This window comes from Streptomyces malachitofuscus (genome assembly GCF_055571035.1).
On sequence record NZ_JBVIGA010000013.1, the window covers coordinates 85019 to 99090 of the forward strand.

Annotated in this window: 9 protein-coding genes; 4 read left to right on the forward strand and 5 right to left on the reverse strand. The window is 71.1% G+C overall.

Translation table 11 applies throughout. The annotated features are described in order from the left end of the window. Positions 1-102: 102 nt before the first annotated feature. The gene (locus ACZ44S_RS20075; protein ID WP_466930854.1) at positions 103-795 is read right to left on the reverse strand and encodes a response regulator; all 693 of its coding nucleotides are present in this window, start codon (positions 793-795) and stop codon (positions 103-105) included. 239 nt (positions 796-1034) lie between these two features. Here ACZ44S_RS20075 and adhP point away from each other — a divergent pair, with 239 nt between their 5' ends. From adhP to adhE, 4 genes are all read left to right on the forward strand, one after another. Beyond that, positions 1035-2042: an alcohol dehydrogenase AdhP gene (adhP, locus tag ACZ44S_RS20080; protein WP_466930857.1), complete on the forward strand. Its 1008-nt coding sequence runs from the start codon at positions 1035-1037 to the stop codon at positions 2040-2042. A gap of 31 nt (positions 2043-2073) precedes the next feature. Further along, on the forward strand, positions 2074-4758 hold the full coding sequence (ppdK, locus tag ACZ44S_RS20085) for a pyruvate, phosphate dikinase (RefSeq protein WP_466930859.1): 2685 nt from the start codon (positions 2074-2076) through the stop codon (positions 4756-4758). Between the two features lie 68 nt (positions 4759-4826). Next, a complete protein-coding gene (locus ACZ44S_RS20090; protein WP_466930862.1) occupies positions 4827-5453 on the forward strand; it encodes a CBS domain-containing protein in 627 nt (208 codons plus the stop codon). 193 nt (positions 5454-5646) lie between these two features. Beyond that, on the forward strand, positions 5647-8301 hold the full coding sequence (gene adhE / locus ACZ44S_RS20095; RefSeq protein WP_466930865.1) for a bifunctional acetaldehyde-CoA/alcohol dehydrogenase: 2655 nt from the start codon (positions 5647-5649) through the stop codon (positions 8299-8301). A 45-nt stretch (positions 8302-8346) separates the two neighbouring features. On the opposite strand, the gene ACZ44S_RS20100 is transcribed toward adhE, so the two are convergent. From ACZ44S_RS20100 to ACZ44S_RS20115, 4 genes are all read right to left on the reverse strand, one after another. Further along, entirely contained in the window at positions 8347-9558 is a 1212-nt protein-coding gene (locus tag ACZ44S_RS20100; protein WP_466931156.1) for a PP2C family protein-serine/threonine phosphatase, read from the reverse strand. A 204-nt stretch (positions 9559-9762) separates the two neighbouring features. Further along, positions 9763-10509, reverse strand: coding sequence for a pyruvate formate-lyase-activating protein (gene pflA / locus ACZ44S_RS20105; RefSeq protein ID WP_466930868.1), 747 nt, complete (start codon positions 10507-10509; stop codon positions 9763-9765). Beyond that, the gene (gene pflB / locus ACZ44S_RS20110) at positions 10506-12767 is read right to left on the reverse strand and encodes a formate C-acetyltransferase (protein ID WP_466930871.1); all 2262 of its coding nucleotides are present in this window, start codon (positions 12765-12767) and stop codon (positions 10506-10508) included. Before pflB ends, pflA begins: the two co-directional genes overlap by 4 nt. Positions 12768-13007: 240 nt before the next feature. Then, positions 13008-13631 carry a hypothetical protein gene (locus ACZ44S_RS20115; RefSeq protein WP_466930874.1) on the reverse strand — a complete coding sequence of 208 codons (624 nt, stop codon included), beginning with the start codon at positions 13629-13631 and terminating at the stop codon, positions 13008-13010. Positions 13632-14072 lie beyond the last annotated feature (441 nt).

The following is a 14072-nucleotide window of genomic DNA, read 5'->3' on the forward strand; positions in this document are numbered from 1 at the left end:
GGGTGGGGAGGGGGGGGGGGGGGGGGTGTGGCGGTGTTCTCTGCCCCCCCCCCCTCCCCCCCCCCCCCCCCCCCCCCCCCCCCCCCCCCCCCCCGCACGGCTTCAGCGGCTTTCGTGCTTCAGCCGGTCCTTCGCCTCCGTGGCGATCACGGCTGCCTGGATGCGACGCTCCACGCCGAGCTTGGCCAGCAGCCGGGAGATGTGGTTCTTCACCGTCTTCTCGGCAAGGTAGAGCCTCTGGCCGATCTGGCGGTTGGTGAGGCCCTCGCCGATGAGGGCCAGGATCTCCTGCTCCCGCCCGGTCAGTCCCGGGAAGACCTCCGGCTCGGGTTCCGGCTGCTGTTCCTGACGCAGCCGGGCCATCACGCGGGCCGTGGCGCTCGGGTCGAGCAGCGACTGTCCGCCGGCCACCGTACGCACGGCGGACACCAGGTCCGAGCCCCGGATCTGCTTCAGCACGTATCCGGACGCCCCGGCCATGATCGAGTCCAGCAGGGCCTCCTCGTCGTCGAACGAGGTCAGCATCAGACAGGCCAGTTCGGGCATGCCCGAGCGCAGCTCGCGGCACACGCTCACGCCGTCCCCGTCCGGGAGCCGGACGTCGAGCACGGCCACCCGCGGGCGCAGGGCGGGGACGCGGACCAGAGCCTGCTCGGCGGTGGCGGCCTCCCCGACCACCGTGATGTCCGGCTCGTCGTTCAGCAGGTCGCGCACCCCGCGCCGGACCACCTCGTGGTCGTCCAGCAGGAAGACCCGAATCGGGTTGTCGGGGCCGAGCTGCTCGCCGTCCGCCATGTGATGCTCCTCTTCCGCACTGTCCGGATTCCCTGTCTGTCACCGAAGATCTTCGGTCATCCCGGTCCGAAGGGCCAGGGCCGCCGGGTCCACCGTCCCGGCGCCGTGTTCCGCACGCCCCCGTGCCTGGGCCGATCGGCCTTCCCTCTGAGGACGTACAGCACCTGCCGCCGCACCGCGCGGCGGCCGACGCTGGTGATGCACCGTACAGACGGAGCATGGAGGATGAGGAGCATCCGATGAAGGCAGCAGTCGTCCGGTCCTTCGGCGAGCCGCTGGTGATCGAGGACCGTCCGGACCCCGAGCCCGGCCCCGGTCAGGTCCTCCGCCTGGAGGCGTCCGGGCTGTGCCACACCGATATCCACGCCGCGCACGGTGACTGGCCGGTCAAGCCCGGCCCGCCGTTCGTACCCGGTCACGAGGGCGTCGGCATCGTCGAGGCACTCGGGGACGGAGTGACCCATCTGTCCGCCGGGCAGCGGGTGGCCGTGCCCTGGCTGGGCTGGGCCTGCGGGCGGTGCGAGCACTGTCTGTCGGGCTGGGAGACGTTGTGCGAGCAGCAGCAGAACACCGGCTACAGCGTGAACGGAGGGTACGCCGAGAAGATGCTCGCCTCCGCCGACTTCGCCGCACCGGTCCCCGACGGCATCGACCCGCGCGATGCGGCCCCGCTGACCTGCGCCGGCGTGACGACGTACAAGGCGCTGAAGGTCGCCGGCGTGCGCCCGACCCAGCTGGTGGCGATCTCCGGGGTCGGCGGCCTCGGTCATCTGGCCGTGCAGTACGCGAAGATCGCCGGAGCCACCGTCGCCGCGATCGACGTCACCGACGACAAGCTCGCACTCGCGCGTGAGCTGGGCGCGGACATCCTGATCGACGCGCGCGAGGAGGACCCCGCCGAAGTGCTCAAGCGACACGGCGGCGCCCACGCGGCGGTCGCGCTGGCCGTGAACGCACAGGCGTTCGCCGCCGTGTACGGCGGTCTCCGGCGCGGCGGCAAGCTGGTCATGGTCGCCCTTCCCGCCGGCGGCACGATCCAGGTGCCGATCTTCGAGACCGTGCTGAACGGCACGAGCGTCATCGGTTCCATCGTGGGCACCCGGCAGGACCTGCACGAGGTGTTCCAGTTGCACGCCGCCGGGCGTACCAGGGTGATCTACGAGACGCGGCCCCTCCACACCGTCAACGAGTCCATCGCCGAGGTTCTGAACGGACAGATCAAGGCCCGCATCGTCTTCGAGATGTGACCCGACAAGGCAGCCGGAAGGAAACACCGCCATGGTCCGTTACGTGTACGCGTTCACCGAGGGCGGCCGGGACATGGCCGACCTGCTCGGCGGCAAGGGCGCCAATCTGGCCGAGATGACCCGCCTGGGTCTGCCGGTGCCGCCCGGCTTCACCGTGACCACCGAGGCCTGCCGGGCCTTCCTCGGCACCGGCAGTGAGCCGGCCGGTCTGGCTCGCGAGATCTCGGATCATCTGGCCGGGCTGGAGGAGGCCGCAGGGCGGCGCCTGGGGCAGCCGGACGACCCGCTGCTGCTCTCGGTCCGCTCCGGCGCCCGCTTCTCCATGCCCGGCATGATGGAGACGATCCTCGACATCGGTCTCAACGACGACTCCGTGCGGGGCCTGGCGAAGTCCTCCGGCAACGAGCGCTTCGCCTGGGACTCCTACCGACGACTGCTGCAGATGTTCGGCAGCACCGTCATGGGCGTGGACGGCACCCTGTTCGACGAGGCCATGGCGGGCCTCAAGCAGGCCCGCGGCGCGGCCGACGACCTGGGACTGGACGCAGCCGATCTGTCCGCGCTGGTCGAGACGTACAAGGAGCTGATCCGCCGGGAGACCGGCGAGGCCTTTCCGCAGTCCCCGGCCGAGCAGCTGCAGCGCGCGGTGCTGGGCGTCTTCCATTCGTGGAACGGCGAACGCGCACGGCTGTACCGCCGCCGTGAGCACATCCCCGACGACCTCGGCACCGCGGTCAACGTGCAGATCATGGTGTTCGGCAACCTCGGCCCCGACTCCGGCAGCGGCGTCGCCTTCACCCGCGACCCGGCCACCGGCCGGACCGGTGTGTACGGCGACTACCTGGCCAACGCGCAGGGCGAGGATGTGGTCGCCGGTATCCGCAACGCACTGCCGCTGGACGAACTCCGCCGGTTGAACCCCGAGGCGTTCGACCGGCTGAGCGACCACATGGCGACGTTGGAGGCCCACTACCGCGACCTGTGCGACGTCGAGTTCACCGTGGAGCGGGGCCGGCTGTGGATGCTGCAGACCCGGGTCGGCAAACGTACCGCCGAAGCCGCCTTCACCATCGCCGCCGAGGTGGCCGACGAAGGGCTCATCACCGCCGACGAGGCGCTGGCCCGAGTCACGGGGGACGGACTCGCCCGGCTGATGTTCCCCCGGTTCGACGCCTCCGCGGTCGGTGACCCGCTCGCGCGCGGCATCCCGGCCTCCCCCGGGGCCGCCGTGGGCGCCGCGGTGTTCGACTCGGCCGAGGCGGTCCGGCGGGCCGCCGCCGGAGAGAAGGTGGTCCTCGTGCGCGAGGAGACCAACCCGGACGACCTGCCCGGCATGGTCGCCGCCACCGCCGTGCTCACCAGCCGCGGCGGTAAGACCAGTCATGCGGCCGTCGTCGCCCGCGGCATGGGCAAGGTCTGCGTGTGCGGTGCCGAGCAGATCACCGTCGACCTGCGGCGACGGCGCTTCACCGCGGGCGGCACCACGGTGGAGGAGGGCACGGTCATCTCCGTGGACGGCTCGGAAGGAGCCGTGTATCCCGGCGCGGCACCGATGAGCGACTCCGCCGTCATGAGGTACTTCGAGACCGGCGAGCACACGGACGGTCTGGTGGACGCCGTGGCCCGTGCCATGGAGCACGCCGACCGGGTGCGCCGGCTGGGAGTCAGGGCGAACGCCGACACCCCCGAGGATGCCGCCCGGGCCCGCCGGTTCGGGGCGGAGGGCATCGGCCTGTGCCGTACGGAGCACATGTTCCTCGGCGACCGGCGGCAACTGGTCGAGGCGATGATCCTCGCCCGCACCGACGCGGAGCGGACGCGCGCCCTGGACGCGCTGCTGCCGCTGCAACGGCAGGATTTCGCGAGGATTCTGGAGGCGATGGACGGTCTGCCGGTCACCATTCGTCTTCTCGACCCGCCGCTGCACGAGTTCCTGCCCGACCGCACCGAACTCGCCGTGCGCCTCGCCGCCGCCGAGGCACACGGCAGCCCGCCCAGCGAACACGACGCCGAACTGCTCGACGCCGTCAACCGCATGCACGAGGAGAACCCGATGCTGGGCCTGCGTGGTGTACGCCTCGGCCTCGTGGCACCGGGGCTGGTGGCCATGCAGGTGCGGGCGATCGCCGAGGCGGTCGTGGAACGCAGGCGGGCCGGCGGAGACCCGCGGGCGGAGATCATGGTGCCCCTGATCGACACCGTCGAGGAGCTGCGCCTGGTGCGCCAGGAGGTCGAGCGGGTACTGGCCGGCGTCTCCGCGGAGTCCGGGATGACCGTCGACTGCCCGGTCGGCACGATGATCGAGCTGCCCAGGGCCGCGCTCACCGCGGGCCGTATCGCCGGGGAGGCACAGTTCTTCTCCTTCGGCACCAACGACCTGACCCAGACCACGTGGGGATTCTCCCGCGACGACGTCGAAGCGGCGTTCTTCTCCGCCTACCTCGACAAGGGCATCTTCAAGGTGTCCCCGTTCGAGACGATCGACCGCGAGGGCGTGGGGCGCCTGGTGGAGATCGCGGTCGCCGAGGGCCGCGCCGCCCGGCCCGGCCTCAAGATCGGCGTCTGTGGCGAGCACGGCGGCGACCCGGAGTCGGTGCACTTCTTCCACGCCGCCGGGCTCGACTACGTCTCCTGTTCTCCCTTCCGCGTGCCGGTCGCCCGCCTCGAGGCGGGTCGGGCCGCACTGTCCGGGACGGAGGTCAGCGACAGCAGGTGAGGGGGAAGGAGGCCGCCGCGATCCGGCATCGCGGGCGGTGGACACGGCAGCAGGAGGAGGCAGGCGCAATGACCCGCACCGTCGGCGAGGTGATGACCAGCGAGGTGGTCGCGGTCCGCCCGGACACCTCGTTCGAGGAGTTGGCCGGGCTGTTGGAACGGCAACGCGTCAGCGGTGTACCGGTGGTGGACCACGACGACAAGGTCGTGGGAGTGGTCTCCGAGACCGACCTGACCCGCCACCGGGCAGACCGGCCCGGTGGGACCACGACGGCACAGGCCCTCATGACGGCGCCCGCCGTCACCGTCCATCCCGAACAACGCGTCGCATACGCCGCCCGTGTCATGCAACGCCGCCACATCAACCGGATCCCGGTCGTGGACGAAGAGGACCGGCTGATCGGCATCGCGACCCGGAGGGATCTGCTGCGCGTGTTCGTGCGAACGGACGAGGAGATCCGCCAGGACGTGATCGGCGATGTCCTCACCCGCGCCATGCACCTGCCGGCCGACGCGGTGGCCGTCTCGGTCCGGGACGGCATGGTCTCCCTGGAGGGACAGGTGGAGCGGCGCAGCGACATCCCTCTCGCCATCCGGCTGACCTGGCGGCTGGACGGCGTGCTCGGTGTCGTGAACAGGCTGGCCTTCCGGGCCGACGACACACACGCCCTGGGGCAGAGCCGCCAACTGCGGTGACCCGCCTCGGAATCGGCAGGAGGCCGAACGGCCCGGGAATGGGGGGACCGTCGGACCGGCGAAGGGTACCGGGCGGAACTGCTCACCCGGCGGTGCCGGCGGGACGCTTGCAGTGGAGCGGTGCCGACCCCCGCGGCGCCGCTCCCCCAAGCCGCCGGGCGCGCGGCCCACCTCTCACACGGAGGCACACACCATGGCCCGCCACAAGGACGCAAGCCCGGCCGCCGGCCCCGCCGAGGCACCGTCGGACATCGCTGTCGCCGTCGACCGGTTGGTGACCAACGGACTCAAGGCACTGGCCGACTACGAGGCCTTCGACCAGGACCAGGTCGACCACATCGTGAAGAAGGCCTCGGTCGCCGCCCTGGACCGGCACACCGTGCTGGCGCGGCTCGCCGTGGAGGAGACCGGACGCGGCGTCTTCGAGGACAAGGCCGCCAAGAACATGTTCGCGTGCGAGCACGTCACGCACAGCATGGGCCACATGAAGACGGTCGGTGTCATCGCCCGGGACGACATCGAGGACATGGTCGAGATCGCGGAACCGGTGGGTGTGGTGTGCGCCGTCACTCCCGTCACCAACCCGACCTCCACCACCCTCTTCAAGGCGCTGATGGCGCTGAAGACCCGCAACCCGGTGATCTTCGCCTTCCACCCCTCCGCGCAGCGGTGCAGCACCGAGGCGGCCCGGATCGTGCGTGACGCCGCCGTCGCGGCCGGAGCGCCCGAGGACTGCGTCCAGTGGATCGAGAGTCCTTCTGTGGAGGCGACCGGCACGCTGATGCGCCACCCGGGCGTATCTCTGATCCTCGCCACCGGAGGCAACGCCATGGTGAAGGCGGCCTACTCGGCGGGCAAGCCCGCCCTGGGGGTCGGCGCGGGGAACGTTCCCGCGTACGTGCACAAGAGCGCCAGGCTGGGACGTGCCGTCCATGACCTGGTGCTGTCCAAGTCCTTCGACAACGGCATGATCTGCGCCTCCGAACAGGCCGTCATCCTGGACGACGAGATCCACGACGCGGCGCTGGCCGAGTTCCGCACCCTCCACGCGCATCTGGCGACCGCCGAGGAGAAGGCGAAGCTGGAGACCTTCCTGTTCCCGGCGGGCAGGACGGCCGGCGGCGGCTGCGAGCCCAAGGTCAACGCGGCGGCCGTCGGGCAGAGCCCTCAGTGGATCGCCGAGAAGGCCGGCTTCACCGTGCCGGCCGGCACCTCGCTCATCCTCGTCGAAGCCGAACACGTCGGCCCCGACGAGCCGTTGACCCGCGAGAAGCTGTGCCCCGTGCTCGCCGTACTGCGCGCCGGTTCCGCGCGGCAGGGTTTCGACCTGGCCGCCGACATGGTCGCCTTCCACGGCCAGGGCCACAGCGCCGTCATCCACACCGAGGACCGCGAACTCGCGGAGGCGTACGGCAGGCGTATGAAGACGGTACGGGTCATCGTCAACGCGCCGTCCTCCCAGGGGGCGATCGGCGGCATCTACAACAACCTGCTGCCGTCGCTGACGCTCGGCTGCGGCTCGTGGGGGAGCACATCCGTGTCCAACAACGTCTCCGCCGCCCAGCTGCTCAACGTCAAGCGTGTCTCCACGCGGCGCAACAACCTGCAGTGGTTCAAGGTGCCGCCGAAGATCTACTTCGAGCCGCAGGCCCTCCGCTACCTGACGTCGATGCCGGACGTGCATCGCGTCACCGTGGTGACGGACGCGACCATGACCCGCCTCGGCTTCGTCGACCGTGTCTCACGTGTCCTCCAGCGGCGGCGGGAGCCGGTCACCCTCCAGGTCATCGACAACGTGGAGCCCGAGCCGAGCATCGACTCCGTGCAGCGCGGTGCCGACCTGATGCGGGACTTCCGCCCCGACACGATCATCGCCCTGGGCGGCGGCTCCCCCATGGACGCGGCCAAGGTGATGTGGCTGCTGTACGAGCAGCCCGGCATCGATTTCGCGGACATGCGGCAGAAGTTCTCGGACATCCGCAAGCGTGCCTTCCGCTTCCCGGTCCTGGGCGCGCGGGCCCGGCTGGTCTGCGTCCCCACGACCTCGGGCACCGGCGCGGAGGTGACGCCGTTCGCCGTCATCTCCGACCCGGCGACGGGGAAGAAGTACCCGCTGGCCGACTACGCGCTCACCCCCAGCGTGGCGATCGTCGACCCGCTGCTGACCACCGGGCTGCCCCCGGCCCTGGCCGCCGACAGCGGCTTCGACGCACTCACACACGCCATCGAGGCGTACGTGTCCGTCTACGCCAACGACTTCACCGACGGGCCGGCGCTCCACGCGATCCGGCTGATCTTCGAGAACATCGAGGCGGCGGTGAAGGACCGCGCGCGCTCGCCCGAGGCGCGGGAGAAGATGCACAACGCCGGCACCATCGCGGGCATGGCCTTCGGGAACGCCTTCCTCGGGATCGTCCACGCCATGTCGCACACGCTGGGCGCCACCTTCCACATCGCGCACGGCCGCACCAACGCCGTGCTGCTGCCGCACGTCATCCGCTACAACGGCACCGTGCCCACGAAGCTCACGGGCTGGCCCAAGTACGAGAACTACCGCGCCCCGGAGCGGTTCCAGGACATCTCCCGCACCCTGGGCCTGCCGGCCGGCACCCCCCAGGAGGGCGTGGAGTCGCTCGCCCGGGCCGTGGAGCGCCTGCGCGACGCCGTGGGCATCGAGTCCTCGTTCCAGGCCCTCGGCGTCGACGAGCGCTGCTTCCTCGACGCCCTGCCCCGGCAGGCCCTCAACGCCTACGAGGACCAGTGCGCACCCGCCAACCCGCGGATGCCGATGCTGGACGACATGCAGGAGATCATGCGGGCGGCCTACTTCGGACGCACCGAGCGGTAGGTCCCGACGGCGGTGATGTGCCCCGGCCGGACGCACCGGGGCACATCACCGGGACGGCGGACGCACGGCGAGAATGGCGAGGTCGTCGTGCCCGTCGCTGGGGTGCCGGTCGGCCAGCAGTCGGCACAGGTCGTCGAGCGGCAGGGCGCTGTGCGCGGCGGCCAGGTCGGCGAGTTCCGTCAGGCCGGCGTCCAGAGACCGCCGGCGATGCTCGACCAGGCCGTCGGTGAACATCAGGACCGTGTCCCCGGCCGCCAGCCGGTGCGTGTGGTCGGGACGGGGCCGTGCCTCGTCCACGCCGAGGGGGACACCGGGTTCGGCCTCCAGGTAACCCGCGCGCCCGTCCGCCGTCACGACGAGGGGCGGCAGATGGCCTGCGGTCGACCAGAGCAGATGCCAGCCGTCCCCCACCCGCTTGATGCGGGCCAGACAGGCGGTGGTGACCGGGGCCTCCGTGACGGCGTTCAGGGTGTGGTCGAGGCGGTGCAGGACCAGGCTGGGCGGGGTGCGACGGTCGTACAGCAGTGCGCGCAGCATGTTGCGGATCTGCGCCATGGCCGCCGCCGCGGTCAGATCGTGTCCGACCACGTCGCCGATGATGGCCGCGCAGCTCGCGTCCGGCAGCAGCAGGGCGTCGTACCAGTCGCCCCCGAGGTGGTGGCCGGAGGCAGTGGCCGGCCGGTAGACGGCGGCCGCGCCGAACGGCGCCAGGTCGGGCAGGGTGGGCAGCAGCAGCCGCTGGAAGTGCTCGGCGGAGGAACGCGTCTGCTCGAAAAGGCGGGCGTTCTCGATGGCGATGCCGGCCGCTCCGGCGAGCGCGGTCACCACCGCCTCGTCCTGGCCGTCGAACGGTTCGCCGTCACGCCGGTCGCACAGGTAGAGGTTGCCGTAGATCCGGCCGCGCACGCTGATGGCGACCCCCAGCAGTCCGCGCATCGGGGGGTGGCCCTGCGGGAAACCGACCGAGTCGGGGTGGCGGGTCAGGTCCCGCACGCGCAGGGGCTCGGGATGGTGGATGAGGTGGCCGAGCAGACCCCGGCCGTGCGGGAACTCGGAGCCGGCGAGATCCTGGTACTCCCGCTCGCTCAGGCCGAGGGGGATGAACTCCTCGAGCGCGGATCCGTCGTCGCCCAGCACCCCCAGGGCACCGTAGCGGGCGTCGACCAGTTCCATCGCCGTACTGACGATGCGCCGCAGCACGACGGGCAGTTCCAGTTCGCGGCTGACCGCCAGGACGGCGTTGAGCAGACGCTCCATCCGCCGCTGCGACCGGGCGGGATCGTCGTCCGGGTCCACCACGGCGTCCTACGCCCCTTCTGTCGTGCGGCCGGGTCCTGCGCGGTGTCGCACGCACCCACTCGGCATGCGGGTGTCGCACCCGTCGTCCCATCGTGCCCCGTCCGCCGGGGACCCGCACGCTCTGCGGGGCCTGGCCCCGGGCCCCGCAGGTGGCCGGTGACCTCACAGCGCCCGCAGGCCGTGCTCCCGGAACTGTTCGCGCACCCGCTCGACCAGGTCGGGAGCCGGGGTGGGGTTGTCCCGCAGGGGGAAGGGGATACCCAGCGCGTCGTACTTGTGGGCGCCGAGTTTGTGGAAGGGCAGGACGTCCACCCGGTCGACGTTGCCCAGCCCGGCGAGGAAGCCGCCGAGCCCGTCGACGGCGGCCGGGTCGTCGGTCCATCCGGGGACGAGGACGTAGCGGATCCACACCGGGACGCCGAGCCGGTCCAGGCGGGTGGCGAAGGAGAGGGTCGGGGCGAGGTCGCCTCCGGTCAGCCTGCGGTAGGTGCGGACGTCGAAGGACTTGATGTCCAGCAGCACCAGGTCGGTGTCGGCGAGCAGCTCGTCGCTCGCACGGGCGCCGAGGAATCCCGAGGTGTCGAGGGCGGTGTGCAGCCCGAGCTCCTTGCAGCGGCGGAAGACCGCCGCCGTGAACGCGGGCTGCAGCAGGGCCTCACCGCCGGTGAGGGTCACTCCCCCACCGGCCGTGGTGAGGAACGGCCGGTACCTCTCGATCTCGGCCATCACCTCGTCGACGGTGGTCGGCTTCCCGTCCCGCATGTGCCAGGTGTCCGGGTTGGCGCAGTACAGGCAGCGCAGGGGGCAGCCGCTGAGGAACAGGACGAACCGGGTCCCGGGACCGTCCACTCCGGTGGACAGGTCCCAGGAGTGGATCCGGCCCGTGACGGCCTCCGCCGTGGTGTTCACAGCGATCCGTGGAAGGTGCGGCCGATCACGTCGAGCTGCTGCTCGCGGGTCAGCCGGACGAAGTTGACGGCGTACCCGGACACCCGGACCGTCAGCTCCGGGTACTTCTCCGGGTGTTCCATGGCGTCCTCCAGGGTCGCCCGGTCCAGGACGTTGACGTTCATGTGGAAGCCGCCGGAGGCCGTGTACGCGTCCAGGATGCCGACCAGGTGGCCGGCCCGCTCGGCCGGATCGTGGCCCAGTCCCTCCGGGGTGATCGTGGTGGTCAGTGAGATCCCGTCGCGGGCCTGCTCGTACGGGAGCTTGGACACCGAGAGGGCGGAGGCGGCGACGCCGTGGCGGTCACGGCCGTTCATCGGGTTGGCGCCGGGGGCGAACGGGGCGCCGGCCCGGCGGCCGTCGGGGGTGTTGCCGGTGTGCTTGCCGTACACCACGTTGGAGGTGATGGTGAGCACCGACTGCGTGTGCTCCGCGTTCCGGTACGTGGGGTGCTTGCGCACCTTCTCCATGAACGACCGCACCAGCTCGACGGCGATGGTGTCCGCTCGGTCGTCGTTGTTGCCGTAGGCCGGGAAGTCGCCTTCGGTCTCGAAGTCCACGGCCAGCCCCGTCGCGTCGCGGAACACCTTGACCCGCGCGTGCTTGACGGCGGACAGGCTGTCCACGGCGACGGACAGGCCGGCGATGCCGCACGCCATGAAGCGGTGCACCGGGTAGTCGTGCAGCGCCATCTCGATGCGCTCGTAGGCGTACTTGTCGTGCATGTAGTGGATGACGTTCAGCGCGTTGACGTACGTCGCCGCCAGCCACTCCAGCATGCGGTCGTACGCGGCCGACAGCTCCGCGTGGTCCAGGTACTCACCGGTCAGCGGCGGCATCTCGGGGGTGACCTGTTCGCCGGTCATCTCGTCACGGCCGCCGTTGACCGCGTACAGCAGCGCCTTGGCCAGGTTGACGCGTGCCCCGAAGAACTGCATCTGCCTGCCGACCGCCATCGCCGAGACGCAGCAGGCGATCGCGGTGTCGTCGCCGGTGCACGGGCGCATCAGCTCGTCCGACTCGTACTGGATGGCACTGGTGTCGATGGAGACCTGTGCGCAGAACCGCTTGAAGCCCTCGGGCAGCCGCGGTGACCACAGGACGGTCAGGTTGGGCTCGGGGGCGGGGCCGAGGTTGTAGAGGGTCTGCAGGAAGCGGAAGGAGGTGCGGGTGACCAGCGTACGGCCGTCGGTTCCCATGCCGCCGATGGACTCCGTGACCCAGGTGGGGTCGCCGGAGAACAGGGTGTCGTACTCCGGTGTGCGCAGGAACCGTACGATCCGCAGCTTGATCACGAAGTCGTCGATCAGTTCCTGTGCGCGGGTCTCGTCGAGAAGGCCCTCGTCCAGGTCGCGCTGGAGGTAGACGTCCAGGAAGGTGGAGGTGCGGCCGAGGGACATCGCGGCGCCGTTCTGCTCCTTCACGGCGGCCAGGAAGCCCAGGTAGAGCCACTGCACCGCTTCGTGGGCGGTGGCGGCGGGACGGGTGACGTCGCAGCCGTACGTGGCCGCCATGCGGGCCAGTTCGCCCAGCGCCCGGATCTGTTCGGCCAGTTCCTCGCGGTCCCGGATGACGTCCGGATCGGAGGGCCGCGCGTCCAGCAGGGCCCGCTCGGCCCGCTTGGCCTCGATCAGCCGGTCCGTGCCGTACAGCGCGACCCGCCGGTAGTCGCCGATGATCCGGCCCCGGCCGTACGCGTCCGGCAGTCCGGTGATGATGCCGACCTTGCGGGCGGCCCTCATCTCCGGGGTGTAGGCGTCGAAGACGCCGTCGTTGTGGGTCTTGCGGTAGGTCCCGAAGACGCGCGTGACAAAGGGGTCCGGCTGGTAGCCGTACGCCTTGAGCCCGTTCTCCACCATCCGCAGCCCGCCGCTCGGCATGATGGCCCGCCGCAGAGGGGCGTCGGTCTGCAGGCCGACAATCAGCTCCCGGTCGCGGTCGATGTAGCCCGGCCGGTGCGAGGTGATGGTCGACGGGTTGCCCGGGTCGACGTCGAGGATGCCCCGGCGCCGCTCCTCGGGGAACAGGGCGGCCACCTTGCCCCAGACCGCGAGTGTCCTCTCGGTCGGACCGGTCAGGAACGCGGCGTCGCCCTCGTACGGCAGGTAGTTGGCCTGGATGAAGTCGCGCACGTCGATGTGCTCGCGCCAGGTGGAGCCGGCAAAGCCGCGCCAAGCCTCGTTCGACGATCGGGGTCGGGTCCTCACCGTTGCCGTCATGGCCGGTCTCTCCTTCGCTGTGCGGGGACGTCCGCAGTCGGATCTGTGGCTGTCCCCGACTGTCTGCAGTTCGATACTCGCCGTTCGCGGTGCCGGCACGGAGGGCCGGTCGGCATACGCCTGGTCCGCCAACGGTCCCCGCACGTCGGGACGTTGGGCCGGGTCGACGCGTGGGTGGGGCACAGTCGAGGGGGCACCCCCGCTTGAGCGGAGGTGCCCCGGTGCGATGTCCTGTGACCGTCAGAGGAGCCAGCGGTTGCGGCTGACGAAGGGCAGTCGCGCCCACGTCCGGCCGAGTCCCCAGGTGGCGCCGGCGCCGGCCGCGGCGAGGGCGACGAGGACGACGGCGTAGATCAGGTGGTAGTCGGCGAACGGGTTCGTCGACATGCTCGGCGAGCCGTCCGACAGATGCTTGGCCGGCGGCCATTCCGCGATCCACATGAGCGCCATCATCAGCGTGCCGGCAACCGCGGCGAGCCGCAGGCCGATACCCGCGATCAGGGCGAGGCCGATGCCGAGCAGGCCGAGCATGAACAGCCAGTCCGCCCATGCGGCACCGGCCCAGTCGTGGAACGTGGACTCCATCGGTCCGACGGCGACACCGCTGAGGAAGCCCATCGTCGGCGATCCGCCGTCGATCCACCCCTTGCCGGACGGGGTCGCGTAGCCGAAGCCGAACGTCTTGTCCAGGAACGCCCAGAGGAAGACGAACCCGGTGAGGAGACGGAGCCCGGCGAACACGTACGCGCTGGTCGCGGTGGCCACCGCGGTCGTCGACTCGGCGGTCGCGGGAGCCGTCCGGGTCCGGTGGACGGACGGGAAACGGAGTCCCGGACGCCGGTGCGGGTGATCGTGAACTGCCATGATGCTCATCCCTTCCAAGGGGTGCCGCTGGATCTGGGGGACTCTCGTTGCACCTTCAATGTCTCGCGCCGGCAACGCCCTTGAGAGGGGCTGCACGACCCGGCCAGGGGGCCGAACGTCCCCTCGTTCCGGGGCGGTTCGGCTCTCCGCGGGCGTGGTCGACACCATGGCGCGACCGGATGCCCCGTCGCACGGGGGGAGTTGATCAGGATGAACGCCCCAGCGCGTCACAGCCCCGGTGCCGGACGCACCGGGGCTCCGGCGGACGGTCGTGCCCGCGCTTCAGGCCCGTGTCAGCTCGTCGGCGTCCCGAGCCGCCCACGTCTCGATCGCGGTGGCGTCGCGGACGTCACCGCCCCTTCCGTCGCGGCGGATTCATCCGAGCGGCCCGTCCCTTCGCACGCTCCTCCAGGCAGTCGCCGGTGCAGTCCGTCGGCGACG